Source organism: Prevotella koreensis, assembly GCF_003977605.1.
GTDB lineage: Bacteria > Bacteroidota > Bacteroidia > Bacteroidales > Bacteroidaceae > Prevotella > Prevotella koreensis.
This window is the reverse complement of record NZ_RYYU01000001.1, coordinates 1,821,884-1,843,666: the sequence shown is the minus strand read 5'-3', so window position 1 is coordinate 1,843,666 and position 21,783 is coordinate 1,821,884. Positions and strand designations below refer to the sequence as shown.

Below are 21,783 nucleotides of genomic sequence, written 5' to 3'. Positions count from 1 at the left end.
TGTCCCTTACTTATTTCAGTTGGAACGCGAACGATTTGGTGCCTTCTTCGGTAACGAGTTGCAGTATTGCGACGCCTCCGGTGAGTCCAAGAGTACTTATGTTCTCCTGATAGCTGCCCTGCTTCAACAGTTGTCCTGCTGCAGAGTAGATGCGGAAAGTCTTGTACTTGCCGTTGATGCGGATGCCATCGGTGGTAAATACAGGTGCGAGAGCGTCATTGCTGTCGCCTGCTGCAGTATCAACACCGTTTGTACCAACAAGTTGTGCAAGCAACTTTATAATCACAGGTTCTGCACCACGTGTCTGAACCAGCAGTGCCGCAGCACGAGTGTTATTATCTTCGCTCTTGAATCTCACATCAACAAAACCTCCCTCTTTTGGAAGTTGTTCATTGTTGAACTTGAAGTAACTCTTCATCTTCGATGGCAACAGCGTAACGGTAACAGGAGCAGTGGCACGTTCTGTTGTGATGTTCACTCCCTGCGGATCTGTTGTGATACCGGTCTGGAAAGAGAAACTGAGAAGATTCTTGTCAACGTTTATCTTCGGAAGGTCTGTACGTCCGAACGTAAAGTCGTCAATCATGAAGTTGAGTGATGTCTCATTTCCGCCCACCGGACTGTAGAACGAGTATGCAACGTGGAATTTATCGTCAATCTGCAAACCATTTATTTTTGACAGGTCTATGCGATAGTCATACCATGTTTCAGGTTCTATGGTCACTCCGATCGGACCATGGTCAACGAGATTGATATAGTGCTGCTTAGCCTGACCATCCTTCTCGGTGATCACATAGAGTCCGAAAGCCTCCTGAGCATCCTGTGTCGGATTGTTGAAGCGCAGGCTGAAGGTCAGCACCTTGCTCTCGGCGTTGTTGTATGAGAGTGTCGGAGAGATGAGCCATGTCTCGTGTTCGCGTCTGTCGGTAGTAGCCCAGCGGAAGAAAGAAATCTGTGCAACTTCATTCTCTATTTCTGTCTGTGCCTGATTCTTCTGCTGCCATGCATAGAATGGGCGTTCGCCTCTCACTGCAATGTTCTGCCATCCTTCAAGACCAAGTACGCGGGTGTGACGCAGTCCGTTGAATGTCTCCGTGATGAGAGCCTTAGCCTCAGCATCAGCCGACTTAATCATAGCGTCTTCAATCTTGCTGAATTCCTCTCTGTCCTCAGCCTTATTGAGGTTGAATGAAACAGATGTAACGTTGATTTCGTTGTTGGCAACGAAGCGAATGAAAGTAGGACGGTGAGTGTTCACGGTGAACTTTCCTTCGGCATCGGCACTACCGGCATCCATCCAGTGTCCGCCACCATCTATTGAGTACTGCGCTTTGCAGTCAGCAGCGTTTGCGGCAGGTTCCAAAATTATGTTGTTCACACCGTTTGCGAAAATTTCGTCAAGGTACAGAACGCCGTCCTTGTTGAGTGTTACGTTGTTTGCGGCATTCCATTTTCCGTCGAGTTTCCAGTATCCGAGATCGAATTTGTGATAGTTTTTCCATGCCTCACCTGTGTAACGAGGATCCATTTTTTGGTCTTCACCGAATTTCTCTATCACATCTGCATCCGGATTAGCACTGCAAACACCCTTCAAACTGATTCTCAGAGTATCTGCCAATGCGCTTGTAAGCATCAGTGTGGCATTGAATTCACCGGCCTTCTTAGGTTTGAATGTAACCTTTACCGGACCATTATAGAGTTGTTCTTTAGGTTGTGAATAATAGAACTGTGACTTATCTATAATGAACGTACCTGCAACATCCTGAACAACGGCAAGATTTACGCTTGTTATAACATCATTTATATCGAACTCAAGAGTCTGCTCGTCGGTCTTTCCCTGTGCTGCCTTCATTTCACGTACAGTAACTCCTTCTTTCAATGCGATTTTAGGAGTAGCGCCTTGTCCCTTGAAGTAAGCCATAAGTGTGAGCGAACCACTGTTCTCTGCCTCTGCTCCACTGAATTTCATCGAGTACGAATCACTTCCCACGAATGCTCCTTTCTTTGTCGGAGTCATTGTCAGTGTTGCCTTTTTAGTGCCGTTATCCGGCAGTTTTGCAACGCTCAGTTTCATTACATTGTCTGCATCGGTACCGCCGAAGTTAGGCTCTTGCTCTGCACCGAGGTGCATTCCTTGTATTGCCACAGGGTATTCTGCCGGCACGCCGACCTCTCCCATGATTGTGCGATACTGCGGAAGGATAGCAACGAGCGGAGTCTTGTCTTTGTTAGCCAGACGTGTCACGCTGAAATCGTCCATGCGCACCTTGCTATTAGGTGCCACAACAATGTTGAATACGAGTTTCTCCGCACCTGCCGGACAGATTGTGCGGAACTTCAATTCGCCCCAAGCCTTCCTTCTTCCGAAGTAAATGTCAGGGTTGCAGATGAAGTCTTTCTCTGCACTTTCTATGATATTGCCGGAAGCGTCCAGCCAGTTCAGCGCAAGACGGAACGGCCCTTCTTCGCGTGCAGACTCAACGGTGAGGTAGTGTATGAGACATTCCAGTTCGTCACCCTGTACTACGGCCTTTCCTTCTGCCTTGAGATCAATTTCCTGTTTCAGGAATCCCATAATGGCATCGGTTTCGATACCCACTCCGAAACCGGTGTCGGAATTATATCTTTCCACGCCTTCGAGTTTCGTCACAGTGCCTGCTGTCTGCCATTTTTCGGGTGTATTGCCATTGAAATTGTAGAAGAACTGGTCTTCGAGAAGTTGCACGGTCGGGCCGTCAGGTGCAGCTCCGCCAACAGCCGAGCCTGTCAGCGTAACGGTAGCAACGGCATCGCCTGCGGTTATGTTAATCGTAGCGTTCTTTGTTCCATTGGATTTCGGTGTCAGATAAACGTCTATTGTTCCGCCGGTAGAGGTCAGAGCATCGGCCACGATGGTGAAATCGGTAGCATTGTTTCCTGCAAGTGTTGCGGTGGGAGTCTCTGTGAAGTTTGCTATCAACACGTTCACACTCTTCTTGTAACTTGTCTCTCCTACGTTTGTCTCGCTAAATTCGAGTTCCTGCGGAGTAACCGATACCGTAACAGGAAGAGCACCTGCCACAGTCTGTATGTTTCTAACTCGGAACTGCGCACGGTTGGCATTGTTTCCCGATGTGGCAAAAGCAACGAAGCCCACGCCACTCAAGTCTGCCGGTATGGTGGCGTCGAACACTTTCCAGTCGCCCGGCTTCGAGCCAACCACTCCTGTTATCTCGCCGATAGTGGCCTTGGTTGCGCCGGTCTTGTCGATAACAAGCATCTGCAACTTGATGTCTCCCTTAACCAAAGTGGCCTCATACTCGAACGTGAGTTTCTTACCGGAAATATCACTAAGTGTCAATGCCGGCGAAACAAGGTAACTCGTATAGGCATTCTTGTCTATTGCAGAGTTCGATTGTTGGAAATAAATATTCTTATACGGTGCCATCCATTTCTTTCCGGCATACGTGAATATTGATTTCCAAAGATTCCCATCGAGAGCCTCCTTGTAATTTTCGTTTATCGAGATGCCGGACTGCGGATTATCTTCGCTTAGCGACGAAAAGTCCAACGTCTCTTGTGCCTGTGCTTTTACCAGACCAAAAAGGCATAGCCACAGGCATAGTGCCAACACCTTTGTTGTCATTGAATTTAATTGTTTCATTATAATTTTTTAATTTAGATTTAAAAAATCATTAGATGATGCAGCCTTTTTTACACACAAAAATACTCTCCGAACAATTTAAAAAATAGTGCGGAGGGCATACCCAAACAAAGATGTTGCCATTTAGAGCTGCAATACTAATAAAGGTAAATCCTTGATAGGGGGAGCAAAGTTAGCAATAAATCATTACAATTCAAGACGGTTTTACCCATTTTAACACTTTTCAGAACACGTTATATTCCACAATCAAATGTTAAGCTACACTTTTTCGATTTACTTAGGAAGTATCTCAAAAACCTTCAGAAAAATACAACTATTTTATTATCAAGGCAATATGTTACGTAAGTTCCGGATAAGAACTCGAGTATATTCATTTCTTTTCTTTTGTGTTATCAAGCAACAAATCTAATTGAGTTTGAAGTTCTTCGCGATTAGGCAGGTAGAGTTGATAACGTGCAGCAAATAATTGGTTATCTATGTCTTGAAGAGCATATTCCATCAACAACTCATCTTTCTTTGCTCCCAAAACAATACCAATTGGTGGGTTATCGTCTGGCTGACAAATCTCATTTTTAAAATAGTTCAGATACAGATTCATCTGACCTATATCTCCATGCTTTATTTCTGCTCGTTTCAAATCAATCAAAACATAGCATTTCAGAATCGCATTATAGAAAACCAAATCAATCTTAAACCGCCTACTTCCTATCAGTATGACATACTGGCGTCCCATGAATGCAAAGCCTCTTCCCAACTCTAACAGGAATTTCTCCATATTAACTTTCAAAGCCTCCTCGAGTTCTGACTCTTTATAGTGTTTCTGTTGTGGAATGCCAGTAAACTCTAATATATATGGATCGCGTATAATATCAGATGCCGACAGAACTTGATGTCCTTCATTTGCTAAAGCAAGTACACCTTCTTTGTCTGTACTGAGAGCAAGCCTCTGAAAGAGAGAAGAGTTAATCTGACGCTTCAGGTCTCGGACTTTCCAACCCTCTTTGATACATTCTTTCATATAGAAATGCATCTCCATAGGGTCATCACATTTGAGAAGTTCAAAGTAATGACTCCAAGTCAATTTGTGAGACAGCGTCTCACATTTTGGGAACAACAGATATAACTTACGCATGTATGTAAGATTCGAGCGACTGAATCCACGACCTTTTAGCCGTGTTAAGTCCTTGGATAGATTAGCCAATAACCTATCTCCATACTTTGCCTTAACGTTACCCCCTTGCTCAAACTCAACAATATACTGACCGGTTAGCCAGTTTGCAACGAGCAGTTCTGCATTTACCGCATATACAGCCTTATTCTTTGCATTCCCCCAAGATCTGAGATTTGTGAGACAAGTATCACATATTCGGGATCATTGGCTTGCAGTTGACCTAACGTTTGCTTTATTATATCATTATTCTCCATATCGAGTCTTATAAAATATACGCGAGTCGAGATAAAAACTCATCATAAAATTTGGTAATCTATGGAAATCATTGTACACTTTATAGTGTTCTAAATCAATAAAACACAAACAAAATTCGCTATGATTACCGAGGACAAAGATATACAAATTTTCTGTATTATCTACGGATTTTACAAGAATTTTAATCCTAAACCGGTCATTAGAGCCCCAAACTGACTTTGTTCGATTGTTGAGCAGATGTGCTGACATTTCATAGAGTCTAAGAATTCGATGTTCCGTACCCCTGCAAGCCTTATCTATGGCTTCACTACTTTCTTACCGTTCACGATGTAAACGCCCTTTGGAAGGTCTTCCGGTTCACCGGACAGGCGGATACCGCTAAGGGTATATGTGCCTTGTACGCCTGTATTGTCGGAAACAGGAGTTTCAACGCCGGCAGGAATTTCATCAATCACCACCTTGCTCTTTACTATTTCTCCATTCAGAACTACAGCGTGCTTTGATTTACTGAACCATGCTCCCATAGGCTCGGTGATGCAACAGCCTATCATATTGAGTTCGGAGAAGTCGCGGATAGAACCTTTTTCTGTACCTAAGGCTGTTACCTTGGCATTTCTGATGGTCAACTTCTCGTTTTCTCCCTCTAATCCTGCTATGCCGCAATCTATACCCTCAGCATTCACGGTACAGTTTTCGATTGTAAGATCGGTTCCTTCTACATAAATAGCACATTCGGCATTGCTCTTCACATTAAGAACTCCGCTGCCTATGATACTCATCGGCTTATAGGCTTTAACAGTTGAACTGTTTTCTGTTGTAATGTTGTTTGTACCAATAATCTTTATCGTCAAGCCGTCAATGTTAGAATGAATGGCATCGCCGCTATAACAACTGATTGTAGCATCATGCAGCGTAAGAACCCTGGCAATCGGGTCATACTTCACTGTTCCGCTGACACCGTCAATCACAGAAAGGTCGTTAAAATTTACATAAGTTACATACTCGCCATAGATTTTAAGGTTATATACCATATAATTCAGTATCATCACCTCGCTTTTTACTATTTCTCCGTTCATAACTACAGCGTGCTCTGATTCATTAAACCATGCTATTGAAGGCTCAAAAATATTACAGTCCTCCAGATATAACTCGGCGATGTGGCAGATAGAACCGCATTCTTTTCCTATGGCTTTTACCATAGCATTTATGACAGACAATTTCTCGTTATTGCCATACTTTCCCGCTATGCCCCATTTCCCACCTTCAGCATTCACGGCACAGTCTTGGATGGTGAGGTTGGTGCTCTCTAAAATAATAGCACTGTCGTCAACGCTTCTCACTTCAAGTAATCCGTCACCTGTGATACTCAGCGGCTTATAGGCAATGACAGTTGTTTTGTCTGTAGTTTCAAGGTGGTTTCTGTCAATAACCTTTATCGTCAAGTCGTCGATGAACGAAACAATGGCATTGTAGTCAGAACTACTGATTGTAGCATCTTGCAGCGTAAGAACCTTGTTGACCGGGTCGTACTTTACCGTTCCTCTTACACCTTCAATCACGGAAAGGTCGTTACAGTTGTCAGAAGTTACAGCCGTGCCACAAATTTTAAGGTCGTAAGTCTCTGCCTGCACCATGGTGGGCATGGCGAACAGTGCGATGAACAGTGCAGCGATGGTTGCATACACATTCTTTAGTATTTTTGATTTCATTGTTAGTAATATCTCACTATTGAAACTACCCATTAAAGCCAACGCCAAATCGGAGGATCGGGCATTTGTTTGCTGATTAGGATATTTGTTTTTCTGTATAGATTAATGTATCTAACTTTTGCAAATATAGTAAATTTATTTCTTAATACCAAATATTTCTTAATGTATTTCTTTGATGGTGCGATTAGAAGAGCAAGGACATGAATTGCTAACGCTCCTGCCATAGTTTCTATTACCTGATGTTTAATTATAACACATTTACTTAGATTTGCTATTGATGTAATGCTTCCATAATTCTTTTGTTCGATTGCCGGCAGATGTGCTGCCGGCAATCGAACAAAATCAGTCAAGGCTCTAATGACTAATTTGGGTTTAAAGAAAACCAAATGGTTTCTCTTCGGGTTTCCCAAAGCATATGTTTAGCAGAGCAAAATGGGCGAAATTGCTGACCAAAATGGGCGAAATTACTTTTCAAATTCGCCCATTTTGCTTTGCAATTTCGCCCGGATTGGTTTTCCATGGCATATCTTTCGTCATAGAAAAGATTGCTAAATGATTATAATAAACAGATTATTGTTTGCATGTAATGAATTTTATTACTACTTTTGCAACCTATATTTATATTAACAATCTTATTTTTAAAGCAAAAGAATGAACAAACTTAGTTATGGGCTCGGACTCGGTATAGGCCGACAGTTGGCACAGATGAACATAGAAGGCTTGAACATCGACGACTTTGCAGACGCAATCAGAGATGTAATAGAGAACAAACCACTGAAGATGGAACACCGCGAGGCACAAGAAATCGTGCAGAAACACTTTGCGGCACAGGAGCAGAAATTGCAGGCTGAGCGTGCAGAGAAAGGCAAGGTGGCAAAGGCAGAGGGTGAGAAATATCTCGCAGAGAATGCCAAGAAAGAAGGAGTGACAACCACAGAAAGCGGCTTGCAGTACACCGTACTGAAAGAAGGCACCGGCAAGCAGCCGAAGGCTACCGACCAAGTGCGCTGCCACTATGAGGGATTCCTAATCGACGGAACAGTGTTCGACTCGAGCGTTCAGCGCGGCGAGCCGGCAGTATTCCCACTCGACGGTGTGATTGTGGGCTGGACCGAGGGACTGCAGTTGATGAAAGAGGGTGGAAAAACACGTTTCTTCATTCCTTACAGACTGGCATACGGCGAAAACGGAGCAGGTGCAAGCATTCCTCCATTCGCAACACTCGTGTTCGATGTAGAACTGCTTGAGGTGCTGTAACGCCTACGGCATACTGTTCACATATCGTGGCTGCTGACGGCCGGCATATTAATGTCAGTCAGAAATCCATCGGAAACAAAAGAAAATAAACCAATAAAAATAAAAAAAACAGAACAATGAAAAAATTATCTTTCGTGGCTGTAATTGCCATTGCTGCCGCTTCTTTTACGGCTTGTGACAACGCGGCACCAAAAGCCGACCTCAAAACAGACCTCGACACTCTGAGTTATGCCATCGGTATGGCACAGACAAACGGTCTGAAGGACTATCTCGTAATGCGCCTCGGCGTTGACACCGCTTATATGGACGACTTCCTCAAGGGTGTGAACGAGGGTGTGAATGCCGGTGACGACAAGAAAAAGAATGCCTATATGGCAGGTCTGCAGATTGGTCAGCAGATCAGCAACCAAATGGTGAAGGGCATCAATCAGGAACTCTTCGGCGACGACTCCACACAGACAATCTCTCTGAAGAACTTCATGGCAGGTTTTGCCACAGCCGTTCAGGGTGGCAAGGGACTCATGACCCAAGAGCAGGCTATGCAGGCCGTGCAGGTAAAGATGGACAAAATCAAGGCCGTGAGCATGGAGAAGCAGTATGGCGACAACAAGAAAAAGAGCGAAGAGTTTGTTGCCAAATATGCAAAGAAAGAGGGTGTGAAGAAACTCAACAAGGGTATCTACTACACCGTTATCAAAGAGGGCAACGGTCCTCTGCCTAAAGACACCTCTTTAGTCACTCTGCAATATGAGGGAAAACTCATCGACGGAACAGTATTCGACAGTTCTTACCAGCGCGGACAGGCAGTGCCGATGCGCGTAAATCAGGTAATCCCCGGATTTACCGAGGCTTTGCTCCACATGCCTGTGGGCAGCGTATGGGAGGTTTGCATACCTCAGGATCAGGCTTACGGACCACGTGAGGCCGGCCAGATAAAGCCATTCTCGGCTCTCGTTTTCAAGATTGAACTCGTTTCGCTGGGAGAAAAGAAATAAGAAAACACTAATTTAACCCAAATCGGTCATTAGAGTCCTTAACTGCTTTAGTCCGCTTACCGGCATCTTCGCTGCCATTACATCTCGCCGTAGCCCGCTACGCTTTCGATGAAACGGCTGCACATCTGCTCAACAATCGAACAAAATCAGTCAAAGACTCAAATGACCGATTTGAGTTTAACAATAAAAAACGAAATAGAAACATGAAAAAGACATTACTTTTGGCAATGCTCATCATTGCCGGTGCGACCGTCACAACGGCGACAGCAGCCAAGAAAGACAAGAAAAACAAGAACTGCAAGACTACGACATTGCAACCGGTGATTCTGACAAACGGCATCGACTCTCTGTGCTATGCACTGGGATTCTCACAGAGCAATGGACTGAAATCGTACATCTCAAACCAACTAAAGGTGGATACTACATATATGGACGCTTTCATCGAGGGATTCCTGAGTGTGGCAAACACACAACTCACAGAGGAGGAAGCGGCACGCTTTGCAGGCCATTCGATAGGATTACAGGTGTCAAAAACAATGATTCCATCGATGGAGAAAGACATCAAGGCTGCCGACGCGACACTCGTTTTCGACCGCAACGCATTCCTCTCGGCATTCGTAAGCGGAATAAGCGATAAACAGGCACTGATTACAAACGAACAGGCACAGCAGATTTCGCGCGAGAAGATGATGCAGTTGAAAGAGCAAGCAAACGAAAGAGTAAAGAAAGCAGGCGAAGACTTCCTTGCCGAGAATGCCAAGAAAGAAGGTGTGGTGGTTCTGCCAAGCGGACTGCAATACAAGGTGTTGAAGGAAGGAACGGGCATTGTGCCGAAGGAAGACGACAAGGTGCGCGTAACCTATGAGGGACGACTCATCGACGGAACAGTGTTCGATGCCAGTGCAAGACATGATGCCACAGGCGTTACTTTCAAACCAAATCAGGTGATAAAAGGCTGGACAGAGGCTCTCACAATGATGCCGGTAGGCTCTAAGTGGCAGTTGTTCATTCCTCAGAACCTTGCTTACGGACAGCGCGGTGCAGGCCAAGACATCAAGCCTTATGCCACGCTCATCTTCGACGTAGAGATATTGGGCATCGAGAACAACGATTAAGGAATGGAGAAAATAGATGCGCTCGATACTAAGATATTGAGCCTCCTCTCAAGCAATGCACGCATGCCATTCAAGGATGTGGCAGCAGAGTGTGGCGTGAGTCGTGCCGCCATTCACCAACGCGTTCAACACATGATTGAAAACGGGGTGATTACAGGCAGTGGTTTCGACGTGAACCCGAAGTCGCTCGGCTACAACACATGCACCTACGTGGGCATTACGCTCGAACGCGGGAGTATGTATAAGACGGTGGTTGAGCGACTGCTGCATATCCCGGAGATAGTGGAGTGTCACTTCACTACGGGGCCTTACACAATGCTTGTGAAACTATACGCACGCGACAACGGACAACTCATGGACTTGCTCAACAACAAGATGCAGAGCATTGACGGAGTTGTGGCTACGGAAACGCTCATTTCGCTCGAACAAAGCATCAAGAGGGAAGTGCCGGTAGTAACCGAGGGAAAATAAATTCCAATCGGTAATTAGAACGTCAGCACATCTGCTCAACAAGCGAACAAAATCAGTCAAGGACTCTGATGAACGATTTGGGTTAAACAAAACAAAGAAAACATGCGCACATACGACTTGAAATGCCATTTGGAGAAATTCTATGCGCAGTATCCGGAGGGCAAACGCCGGCCTGTGATAGGCATCACGACAAACTATGCAGAGCGTGATGCGCGACTTGCAGACCGTTATTACCTGTCTGTTGTGGAAGCAGGCGGAACACCGGTGCTGATACCTCCGGTGGATGACAGAGATGTTATAGTGTCAACACTGGAACATATCGACGGACTGATGCTTACCGGCGGGGCCGACATCAACCCGCTATGGGCAGGAGAAGAGCCGGTGACGAATCTGAGCAACATCAACAGCATGCGCGACCTTCCGGAACTTCTCATCACCCGACTGGCATACAACAGACAGATACCGATACTCGGAATATGCCGCGGCATACAGACATTGGTGGTGGCACTCGACGGGAAAGTGCAGCAGCATGTGATCTCGAACATAAAACATTCGCAAGATGCGCCGCGCGAAGAACTGACACATAGTGTGAATGTGGAGCCGGGAACAGTGTTGCAGCGGATATTCGATGGCGAGAAAAAGTTGTTCGTAAACAGTATTCATCATCAGGCAGTGGCCGACCCGGGTAAGCGTTTCTACGTGTCGGCACGTGCCGCCGACGGTGTGATAGAGGCGATAGAGAGCAGCGAATACAAACCGATACTCGGTGTGCAGTGGCATCCCGAATGGCTGCCGGAGGGCGCACCGCTGTTCAGGTGGCTTGTAGAAGAGGCCGAGAATTTCTATCTCGCCAAACAGATACACAGCCGCGTGCTTACGCTCGACACCCATTGCGACACCCCGATGTTCTTCCCGAAAGGAATAAACTTCGGACAACGCGACCCAAGAATACTCTACGACCTGCATAAGATGACCGAGGGCAGGCAGGACGCGGTGATAATGGCGGCCTATCTTCCACAGCCCAAGATTGGGGAGATGTTCTCGCAAAAGGTGGCTTTCGATGTGGCAGGTCCTACGCAATATGCCGACCTTATCTTCGACAAGATAGAAGAGATAGTGAAGAACAACCGCAATTATCTGAGTATTGCACGCACCGCTGCCGACCTTTACGAAGATAAGCGGAAGGGCAGACGGTCGGTGATGTTCGGCATAGAGAACGGATTGGCACTCAGTCACGACCTTCAGAACGTGCGTCACTTCGCACAGCGTGGCGTGGTATATATTACCCTTTGCCATAATGGGGACAATGACATCTGCGATTCAGCCAAAGGATGCAACACGCATGGCGGCCTGAGCAAGTTCGGTAGAGATGTTGTGAGGGAGATGAACGACTACGGACTGATGATAGACCTTTCGCATGCCGGCGAGAAGACATTCTATGATGTGGCAGAATTGAGTCGCCTGCCGGTGGTGTGCAGTCACAGCAACTGTCGCGCATTGTGCGATCATCCGCGCAATCTCACCGACGACCAGTTGCGCGTGCTTGCCGACAAGGGTGGCGTGGCACAGATAACGCTCTATCCGGGATTCCTCCGTTCGCAGGGCGAGGCCACCGTGACAGATGCTCTCAGGCATCTTGAACATGCCATTGATGTAATGGGGATAGACCATGTAGGAATAGGAACCGACTTCGATGGCGACGGTGGAGTGCGCGGTATGGCAGATGCGTCGGAGATGATAAACTTCACCCGCCACCTCATGGCACACCGATACAGCGAACGCGACATACAGAAGATATGGGGCGGAAACTGGATCAGGGTGATGACACAAGTACAATCAGCAGCAACAAAGAAATGAACACCATGTATATATGTAATAAGTTAAAAACAGCAGGGCTTGCTTTCGCCGTGTGTGTGGTAATCATATTCATGCCATTGATGTACGGATGCAGCACCAACAAGCAGACCAATGATGGGGAAACACTCGTGAAACAGACACCGGTGGGACCCGACTTCAACGCCGACAGTGCCTATAACTTCTGCAAGGTTCAGTGCGACTTCGGGCCGAGAACGATGAACTCGGAGGCGCATGACAAATGCGGGAAATGGATAGCAGACCGGTTCCGGCAGTACGGTTGCACCGTGACAGAACAGAAGTTCGACATCAAAGCATGGGATGGGAAGACTCTTAAATGCACCAACATCATTGCTTCCTACAAACCGGAGAACAGCACTCGCGTGTTGCTGTGCGCACATTGGGACAGCAGGCCGTGGGCTGACAACGACCCTGACTCTGCCAACCGGCATACGCCGGTGATGGCAGCAAACGACGGAGCATCGGGAGTGGCGATGATGTTAGAGATAGCACGTATAGTGAACAAGGCCGACTCGCTCAACATGGGCATAGACTTTGTCTGCTTCGATGCCGAAGATTATGGCATGCCGCAGTGGAGTGACGTACCCGATCCTGGCGACACATGGGCATTGGGGGCGCAGTACTGGTCGAAGAATCCGCATCGTAGCGGTTATGAAGCGACGTATGGCATATTGCTCGACATGGTAGGCGGACAAGGTGCACAGTTCTACCAAGAGGGCATGTCGATAAATTTTGCACCTATGATAGTGAAGAAGATACATGCCGCATCAAAGGTTGTGGGCTTTGGAAGTTATTTCCCCGACAAGGTCGGTGGTTACGTAACCGACGACCATATACCCGTGAATGAAAACATGAAGATACCGACTGCCGACATCATTGCTCATTATCCCGACTGCGAACAGAGTTCCTTCGGCCCGACGTGGCATACCATCAGCGATGACATGAGCCACATCGACCACAACACTCTCAAAGCGGTTGGCCAGACATTGATTCAAGTCTTGTTTTCAGACAACTGAACATCATGAAGCATAGAATTAAGAGCAGAGATGTAGCACACATCCCTGCTCTTAATCTTTATATATTTACGCGTCAATGACCTATTGTGGTTTAAGTCGGATTGGAGTTTTACAACGTTTACCTTGAAATAGCAATTGCAGGCCGAGTCTTTACTTCGCGACAAACAAAAAAACATGATATTTTCTTTTTTATTTGCTTGTCTTGCAGTATCTTTGCACTCGGTATGGTGCTTAATTACATTTGGATTGCATTTTTTATCATTGCTTTCGTCATAGGAATAGTAAAATTATTGTTCTTTGGCGATGTTGAAGTATTCCCTGCAATGATGGATTCCACATTCTCATCGTCCAAGACCGCCTTCGAGATTTCACTCGGACTGACCGGGGTATTATCGCTTTGGCTCGGCATTATGAAGATTGGTGAGAAGGGCGGAGTTATCAATGCCTTCGCCCGTGTGCTGTCACCGGTATTCTGCAAGTTGTTCCCTGACGTTCCGAAAGGGCACCCCGTGACGGGAAGCATATTCATGAACATTGCGGCGAATATGCTGGGACTTGACAATGCCGCAACTCCATTGGGACTGAAAGCAATGGAACAGTTGCAGGTACTGAACACAAAGAAGGATACGGCGAGCAACCCGATGATTATGTTCTTGGTGCTGAACACGTCAGGGCTGACAATCATCCCGGTGTCGGTGATGGTGTATCGCGCACAACTTGGGGCTGCACAGCCCACCGATATATTCGTGCCCATACTGCTTGCCACATTCTTTTCGACACTTACCGGTGTTATCGTGACATCGCTCTATCAAAGGATAAACCTGCTGAACAAAGTAATGCTGCTGACACTCGGCGGACTGTCGCTTGTCGTGGCCGCAATAATATGGGGATTCTCTACCATCGATAAGGCCGCGATGAACACCATAAGCACGTCGGCTGCCAATATTCTGCTCATGACAATCATTGTGGTGTTTATCATAGCGGGCATTGTTAAGAAAACAAACGTATATGAATCGTTCATCGAAGGGGCAAAAGACGGCTTCTCGACTGCCGTGAGAATCATTCCTTATCTTGTGGCAATACTCGTTGCCATCGGGGTGTTCCGCGCATCGGGAGCAATGGATCTGGTCATCGACGGCATCGGATGGCTCATCGGTTTATGCGGAATAGACAGCGACTTCGTGGCGGCACTGCCCACGGCTATCATGAAACCGCTCTCCGGAAGTGGTGCACGCGGCATGATGGTGGACACGATGACCACTTACGGAGCCGACTCTTTCGTGGGTCGATTATCGTGCATTTTCCAAGGTTCCACCGACACCACGTTCTATATACTTGCAGTATATTTCGGTAGTGTGGCGGTAAAAAACACCCGACATGCCGTTACATGCGGACTGCTTGCAGACCTTGCAGGTATTATTGCGGCGATATTCATCGGGTATATGTTCTTTGGATGAGGAGCGAGAAACAAGGACTGAAGGAGTTTTGGAGTACTGAAAAAAAGACAAAGGGAAATGGCTAATCTGAAATCACTGGCAAAAGATACTGCCATATACGGACTTCCGAGTATCGTGGCACGCTTCATCAACTATTTGTTGGTGCCCATACAGACGGAATGTTTTGCCGCGTCGGGTGGCGAATATGGTATCATAACCAACGTATATGCCTATGTGTCGCTGATAATAATACTGCTCACATACGGCATGGAGACTGCTTTCTTCCGCTTTATGACAAAGGAGGGGGAGTCGCCCGGACGTATATATTCCACGACATTGCGCATGGTGGGCTTCACTTCGCTCACTTCAACGGCACTCGTTTTGCTGTTCCTGACACCCATTGCATCAGCTGTGGGATATGCCGACCACCCCGAATACGTCGCCGTGATGTATGCAACGGTGGCAATGGATGCCTTCACTGCTATTCCGTTCGCCTATCTGAGAATAAAGCACAGACCGATTAAGTTTGCCGTACTGAAGATTGCCAACATCGGCATGAACATCATTCTCAACCTGTTATACCTTGTTGTCTTACCGGCATTGGAGTTGAATCCGTTCGGGATTTACGACAGTAATTTCACGCTCGATGTGGCTTTCGTGTTCTATATCAATATCTTATGCTCGGCGTTCACACTGCTGTTGCTATATAAAGAACTGCGCGGCATAACAGTAGGGTTCGACAAGGGAGCGTGCCTCAGAATGCTTTCATACGCTTGGCCATTGCTCGTGATGGGACTGGCAGGGCAACTCAATCAAGCAGCATCGCAGATATTGTTCCCGCATTTTTATGACGGCAGCGTGGCAGAAGCACGCACACAACTCGGAATATACGGCGCAAGCATAAAGATTGCGATGATAATGGTGATGATAACGCAGGCATTCCGCTTCGCTTACGAGCCTTTCGTATTCGGTAATAAGGATGCCGATAAGCGCGAAACATACGCCAAGGCCATGAAATATTACGTCATATTCACCCTACTTGCATTCCTTGCCGTAATGGGTTATATGGATGTGCTGAGGTTCATCATCGGCAAGACTTACTGGGAAGGACTGCGTGTGGTGCCCATAGTTATGGCTGCCGAGATAATGTTCGGCGTGTTCTTCAACCTCTCGTTCTGGTATAAACTCACCGACCGCACCATTTGGGGGGCTTATTTCTCCGGCATAGGGGCAGTGGTGCTCATAACGATAGACATACTGCTGATACCCCACTTCGGTTACATGGCATGCGCATGGGCCGGTTTTGCGGCTTACGCAGTGTCGATGCTCTTGTCTTATTTCATCGGACAGAAGTACTACCCCATCAACTATCCGGTGGGCGAGATACTCTTATACGTCGGCATTGCAATAGTGCTATATGCCGCAATAAGCGTCAGCAACAGTAATCTGAATATGTGGGCAGCACTTTCGGTGAACACCATCTTAGTGCTTATCTTCACAGCAATGGTGGTGAAAAGGGATTTGCCACTAAGAAAAAGGAGGAAGAATTGAGGAGCAGGAGAGAATAAGAGAGAATGAACGTAGTGGTGGAGAGAATCGGACAATACCTAAATACCATACTCCCCTACTCATAAACTCCTTTAATAAAGATTCATCATTAATAATAAATAACAATAAAAAAATGAAGAAATTATTCTTATTAATCTCAATGGTAACCATGTTCTCATGGCAGCAAGCACGCGCCGATGAAGGAATGTGGACATTGTACAACCTGCCATCGGCAGTGTATGAACAGATGAAGGCCGAGGGATTCGAAATGCCTTACAATGCCTTGTATCAAGGACCGGACGCACTGAAAGGCTGCGTTGTCAATTTCTCCGGCTTTTGCTCGGGTGTTGTGGTAAGCCCGGACGGTCTGGTTTTCACCAATCACCACTGCGGTTTCGAGAGCATACGCAGCCATTCGACTTTAGAACATGACTATATGCTGAACGGATTCTATGCAGAGAAACCGGAAGACGAACTCCCGAACAAAGGAATGTTCGTGAGTTTCATGATTGACCAGCGTGACATCACCGACCAACTCAATGCAATTGCCAAAGCGAAAGGCATCGCAGAGAACAAATGGGACGAAATGATTGACTCGCTGCAGAACGCCATGACTGACTCGGTGAAGAAAATAGACAGTTCATACCACATGGAAATCGATGCTTTCTACGAGGGAAACAAATACTACGCAACGACATATCAGATGTTTACCGACCTGCGTTTGGTGTTCACAATCCCGAAGTCTATGGGTAAGTTCGGAGGTGAAACAGACAACTGGATGTATCCACGCCAGACGTGTGACTACGCCGTTTTCCGCATCTATGCCGACCCAAAGACAAACAAACCGGCCGAATACAGCAAAGATAACGTGCCTTACAAGCCAAAACGTTGGGCAAAGGTGTCTATGGACGGATATAAAGAAGGCGACTTCGCCATGACAATAGGCTATCCGGGAACAACACATCGCTATCTGTCAAGTTTCGGAATACAGGAAATGCGCGATGCAGAGAATGCCGTGAGAGCACAGGTGCGCGGTGTGAAACAGAAGATAATGAAGAGACACATGGACGCATCGGAGGCTGTGAGAATCAAGTATGACTCAAAATATGCACAGAGTTCTAACTACTGGAAGAACTCTATCGGCATGAACAAATGTATCGACTCGGTGGGCATCGTGAACCTCAAGCAGCAGCATGAGGCAAAAATACGCGACTTCCAAGAGAGAACCGGCTACCTGAAAGGAGAACTCGACATCGACGAACTGGGCAATCTCTACAAGCAACGCTTCGAGACAAAACGCGCGATGAACTACTTCATCGAAACATTCTACCGCTCTAACGAACTCGTATCGCGCTCACTGAACGTAAATTCAGGTCATGTTGAGATGCAGGGACCGGCCGACAAACCCCAAAAACAATATTGCGTATTGGAAGATAACAGCGAACAATGGGATGCCGCACTCGACAAAGAGGTGCTGGCTGCACTGATGAAAAACTATCGCGAGAACGTGAAACCGGACTATCTGCCCGACTTCTACGAAACGATAGACAAGAAATTCGGTGGCAACTACAACAAGTATGTTGATTATCTGTATAGCAAGTCTATCCTTATGAAGAGCGGCAAGAAACTCTATCCTAACAAAAAGAACTTCGTGAATGACCCGGGTGTGAACATGGGAATCGACCTCTTGGCCGAACTGGGATTAATGTATGCTGACATGGGAGATGTCAATGACAAGATTCAGAAGCAGGAGAAACTGCTCTGTGCAGCAAAACTGCGCATGGAAGAGGAGATGCCTCACTACTCTGACGCTAACTTCACCATGCGACTCAGTTACGGCCAAGTGGGCGGATTCATGCTCAACGGCTCGCCTTCGGGCTACTACACCACAGCCGAGAGTCTTCTCGCAAAGATGAAGCGTGCCAACGAGGTGGAAGACTATTATGCCGAACCTATAATGCACGAGTTGTTCAGCAAGACCGATTACGCGCCTTATTCTGACAAACGAACAGGCAAAATGCAACTGTGCTTCCTAACAAACAACGACATCACGGGCGGAAACAGCGGTTCGCCGATGTTCAACGGCAAGGGAGAACTCATAGGACTGGCTTTCGATGGCAACTGGGACAGCCTGTCGAGCGATATCTTCTTCGACACAAAACTGGCTCGTTGCATCGGTGCCGACATTCGCTACGTGCTCTATATGATGGACAAGTGGGGACATGCCGACAGACTGCTGAAAGAAATTAACGCTCAATAAGAACCATCTTTCTCACGGATTCTGACAATTCGGTATCACAGAGAACGTTCCTTATAGGTTTTACCGCCTTTGTAAAGGCTATTTTATGAAGGCGGTAAAACTAAAAATTAACACAAATCTTAAAATACAATGCAACTATGAAGAAAATTATTTTTTTAGGGCTTTGTTTGGGAATTATGATTTCATGCAATACCAACAAGAAAGGGGAAAATGATAAGTCTAAGTCTGATAGTCTCTCAAACATTAACGGCAAGGCCATATTAGCCTTTCTCGACGATGCCGAATTCATTACCTCTGACCTTTTGCTATTCGAGGTGAAAGGCCATGTCAAGGAGGTAAAATATCATCGTGAAAACCCATACGTCATTACTTTCGACAAGAATGGTATGCTTGCTTCATGCAATTATAATAACGAATACAAGGACTTCAAGTTCGAGAACGGAAAGGCTGTGGGCAAATATTTCTCGTCTAAGCGCAACAACAAAGGCCAACTTACAGAATATGCTTACAGACCGGAAGGCGAATTATGCTACTTCCTTGATGTAAAGGAAATAACTTATAATGCCGACGGACGAGTTTCTAAACTTCTAACTTCCGGCTGGGAAAGCATGTGCGAAACTGAATATAAATATAATAACGAAGGCCTTTGCATCGAAGAAGTAGATGATGCACAAATGGAATCATTAGTCTATAAGGCTACGACAACTTACACTTACACCAAATTCGACGAACAAGGCAACTGGACAGAACGCAAGTGCAAGCAACACAGTGAGGAATGGACATTCGATGAAGAAGACGACAAGACAATAACCAATGAGGAAAAGATAGAGAAACGAACAATCACCTACTACTGATTATAAATCATACAGGCATTAGCAACCTACCAAATAACACCAATATATAAATTTAAAGTAACTATGAAGAGAATTATTTTTTTAGGGCTTTGTATGGCGGTTATGACTTCATGCAATCTCAACAAGAAAGTGGAAAATGACGGCTCAAAGTCGGATAGTATTTCAAACAAAAACGACAAGGTGGCAAAAAGTGCTACCGACAACGCCAAATTCGTTAGCCCTGACCTTATGCTCTTCGATGTGAAAGGTCATGTCAAGACAGTGAAATACGATGGAGAAGAAACATATACCGTGACCTTCGATGAGAATGGCATGCTTGTTTCATGCCCGTGCAATGACGAAGAAAAGGACTTCAAATTCGAGAACGGAAACGCTGTGGGCAAATATTTCTCGTCTAAGCGGAATGCAAAAGGACAACTTATCAGATATGCTTACGAACCGAAATTAGATGATAGGCACTGGTTTCTCGATATCAAGGAAATTACTTATAACGCCAATGGGCAAGTTATTAAACTTTTGAGCAATGGCTGGGAAACCGGAAGCGAAATTGAATATAAATATAATAGCGATGGTCTTTGCATCAAACAAGTAGAAGATTGGCTAATGTCTGCGGATATCGGGAAGTTTACGAGAACTTACACTTACACCAAATTCGACAAGCAAGGCAACTGGATAGAGCGCAAGTGCAAGCAACACAGTGAGCAATGGGAAGAAGGCGAGGAAAAGAACAAGACAATAACCAATGAGGAAGAGGTAGAGAAACGTACTATAACCTATTACTCATTATAGAAAATACAGGTATTAAAAGAATTCTACCAAAGGGCTGTAACATGGATTTTTTCACGTTGCAGCCTATTTTATTGCCGTTCCATCAATCTCTGCCATGACATTTCCTAAAGCCCAAATCGGTTCGTTAGAGTCCTTGACTGATTTTGTTAGATTGTTGAACAGATGTGCTGACGTTTCATCGAAGGCGTAGCGGGCTACGGCGAGATGTAATGGCAGCGCAGATGTCGGCAAGCGGACTAAAGCAGTAAGGAAGCATACCGATAATAACAAATCTAAGCAAATGCGTCCAAACAACCGATTTGGGCTAATGCCCTTCGCATCGACATTCCGTTGGCAAGGTCGCGCGAGACGCGCTCCACGTTGTCGCGCATCAGCCTCATATCATTCACCGTGAGGCTTCCAAGAACGTCTTCGATATTATCTATCCTATCCACAACGATGCCGATACCCTCGCGTTCCACTATCTGTGCTATGGCAGAACCGCTCCAAACAATCAGCGGCAAGCCTGCACGCAGGTAGAACGATGCCTTGTGTGGAGTGTTCACACGCAGATACTCACCGAAATCACCGGTGCAACCGGTAAGTGAGCCGCCGTCCCATACAAGTCCGAAATCGCCTGTTGCCGTTGCTATAAAGTCGTCAGACTCCATCGCACTGTGAAGAATAAGATTCTCAGAAGGTTTCAGGTCGGCGATATGGTTGCTCCCATAAACGTGTATCTCGCAATGTTTTATAACTCCTGACAACTTCACAAGAAACATATTCTTACGCTCTGCAATTGAACCGGCATAGACAATCTTACTCGGAGCAGACTCATACTGCCGCTTCTTAGGCTCCGACTCCGAGCGATAGTCATGCAGTCCGAGCCCTATGCAGGGTTGCTTCAGCCCTTTTTTCTTCAGCCATTGAGCCATCACATCGTTTGCCGCTATTATGTAGTCGGCGTTCGACAAGCGGCGCAGTTCCTGTTCTACGCTGAGACGCTTGCGGCGGAACGAGCCGAGGTCGTGTATGAAAGCCACCGTGCTCGCGCCGCGCCATCGTGCAATTCGGCATATAAACGAGAAATATTTCTTTATCGGATATTGCAGAAACACCACATCGTCCTTCCTCACCGAGAACGTATATACCACTATTCCGGCTAAGTCTATCAGGAAAGCAAGAATCTTTTCCTTGCAGTAAGTGCGTCGAAGACCCAAGTTATGCGCTCCGGCCTGCGCCACTATATCCTCATAATCCCCTTTAGCCTTGTTTCCGGCACTATGCCGTCCTTTATAATTGCGCGATATGTAGCAAAGTCTTCTTTCCATTGCTATATAAACCCGATTTATCGGATATTATTGTTTTTTCCTACATACAGTTTATTCGCGAATTTAAAAAACCTCCGCT

The 21,783-nt window shown here is 46.2% G+C and carries 17 protein-coding genes; 11 read left to right on the top strand and 6 right to left on the bottom strand.

The window, feature by feature from the left end:
- Nucleotides 1-10 precede the first annotated feature (10 nt).
- From EHV08_RS07805 to EHV08_RS11550, 4 genes are all read right to left on the bottom strand, one after another.
- Nucleotides 11-3,643, bottom strand: coding sequence for a choice-of-anchor J domain-containing protein (locus tag EHV08_RS07805; protein WP_126678778.1), 3,633 nt, complete (start codon nt 3,641-3,643; stop codon nt 11-13).
- A gap of 370 nt (nt 3,644-4,013) precedes the next feature.
- Nucleotides 4,014-4,931 carry a PDDEXK nuclease domain-containing protein gene (locus tag EHV08_RS07800; protein ID WP_238988091.1) on the bottom strand — a complete coding sequence of 306 codons (918 nt, stop codon included), beginning with the start codon at nt 4,929-4,931 and terminating at the stop codon, nt 4,014-4,016.
- A gap of 434 nt (nt 4,932-5,365) precedes the next feature.
- On the bottom strand, nt 5,366-6,778 hold the full coding sequence (locus EHV08_RS07795; protein WP_238988042.1) for a peptidase: 1,413 nt from the start codon (nt 6,776-6,778) through the stop codon (nt 5,366-5,368).
- 32 nt (nt 6,779-6,810) lie between these two features.
- A complete protein-coding gene (locus EHV08_RS11550; RefSeq protein WP_203227062.1) occupies nt 6,811-7,188 on the bottom strand; it encodes a hypothetical protein in 378 nt (125 codons plus the stop codon).
- Nucleotides 7,189-7,429: 241 nt separating this feature from the next.
- Between EHV08_RS11550 and EHV08_RS07790 the strand changes: the two genes are divergently transcribed.
- The 11 genes from EHV08_RS07790 (at nt 7,430) to EHV08_RS07740 (ending at nt 20,394) form a co-directional block, all read left to right on the top strand.
- Nucleotides 7,430-8,035: an FKBP-type peptidyl-prolyl cis-trans isomerase gene (locus tag EHV08_RS07790; RefSeq protein WP_126678777.1), complete on the top strand. Its 606-nt coding sequence runs from the start codon at nt 7,430-7,432 to the stop codon at nt 8,033-8,035.
- Nucleotides 8,036-8,151: 116 nt separating this feature from the next.
- Nucleotides 8,152-9,030, top strand: a complete 879-nt coding sequence (locus tag EHV08_RS07785; protein WP_126678776.1) for an FKBP-type peptidyl-prolyl cis-trans isomerase — start codon at nt 8,152-8,154, stop codon at nt 9,028-9,030.
- Nucleotides 9,031-9,233: 203 nt separating this feature from the next.
- Entirely contained in the window at nt 9,234-10,145 is a 912-nt protein-coding gene (locus tag EHV08_RS07780) for an FKBP-type peptidyl-prolyl cis-trans isomerase (protein WP_126678775.1), read from the top strand.
- Between the two features lie 3 nt (nt 10,146-10,148).
- Nucleotides 10,149-10,616: an Lrp/AsnC family transcriptional regulator gene (locus EHV08_RS07775; protein WP_126678774.1), complete on the top strand. Its 468-nt coding sequence runs from the start codon at nt 10,149-10,151 to the stop codon at nt 10,614-10,616.
- A gap of 102 nt (nt 10,617-10,718) precedes the next feature.
- Nucleotides 10,719-12,473, top strand: a complete 1,755-nt coding sequence (locus tag EHV08_RS07770) for a membrane dipeptidase (RefSeq protein WP_126678773.1) — start codon at nt 10,719-10,721, stop codon at nt 12,471-12,473.
- 71 nt (nt 12,474-12,544) lie between these two features.
- A complete protein-coding gene (locus EHV08_RS07765) occupies nt 12,545-13,507 on the top strand; it encodes a M28 family peptidase (RefSeq protein ID WP_126679455.1) in 963 nt (320 codons plus the stop codon).
- Between the two features lie 224 nt (nt 13,508-13,731).
- Nucleotides 13,732-14,964 (top strand): nucleoside recognition domain-containing protein, encoded by a 1,233-nt coding sequence (locus tag EHV08_RS07760; RefSeq protein WP_126678772.1) that lies wholly within the window; start codon nt 13,732-13,734, stop codon nt 14,962-14,964.
- A gap of 57 nt (nt 14,965-15,021) precedes the next feature.
- Nucleotides 15,022-16,494 carry a polysaccharide biosynthesis C-terminal domain-containing protein gene (locus EHV08_RS07755; protein WP_126678771.1) on the top strand — a complete coding sequence of 491 codons (1,473 nt, stop codon included), beginning with the start codon at nt 15,022-15,024 and terminating at the stop codon, nt 16,492-16,494.
- Nucleotides 16,495-16,624: 130 nt separating this feature from the next.
- Nucleotides 16,625-18,751, top strand: a complete 2,127-nt coding sequence (locus tag EHV08_RS07750; RefSeq protein ID WP_126678770.1) for a S46 family peptidase — start codon at nt 16,625-16,627, stop codon at nt 18,749-18,751.
- Nucleotides 18,752-18,888: 137 nt separating this feature from the next.
- Nucleotides 18,889-19,605 (top strand): hypothetical protein, encoded by a 717-nt coding sequence (locus tag EHV08_RS07745; protein ID WP_126678769.1) that lies wholly within the window; start codon nt 18,889-18,891, stop codon nt 19,603-19,605.
- A gap of 63 nt (nt 19,606-19,668) precedes the next feature.
- Complete coding sequence (locus EHV08_RS07740; RefSeq protein ID WP_126678768.1) at nt 19,669-20,394, top strand: hypothetical protein; 726 nt, start codon at nt 19,669-19,671, stop codon at nt 20,392-20,394.
- Nucleotides 20,395-20,457: 63 nt separating this feature from the next.
- On the opposite strand, the gene EHV08_RS07735 is transcribed toward EHV08_RS07740, so the two are convergent.
- On the bottom strand, nt 20,458-20,664 hold the full coding sequence (locus tag EHV08_RS07735; RefSeq protein ID WP_126678767.1) for a hypothetical protein: 207 nt from the start codon (nt 20,662-20,664) through the stop codon (nt 20,458-20,460).
- A 2-nt stretch (nt 20,665-20,666) separates the two neighbouring features.
- Nucleotides 20,667-21,704, bottom strand: a complete 1,038-nt coding sequence (locus EHV08_RS07730) for a galactofuranosyltransferase (protein WP_126678766.1) — start codon at nt 21,702-21,704, stop codon at nt 20,667-20,669.
- Nucleotides 21,705-21,783: the final 79 nt, after the last annotated feature.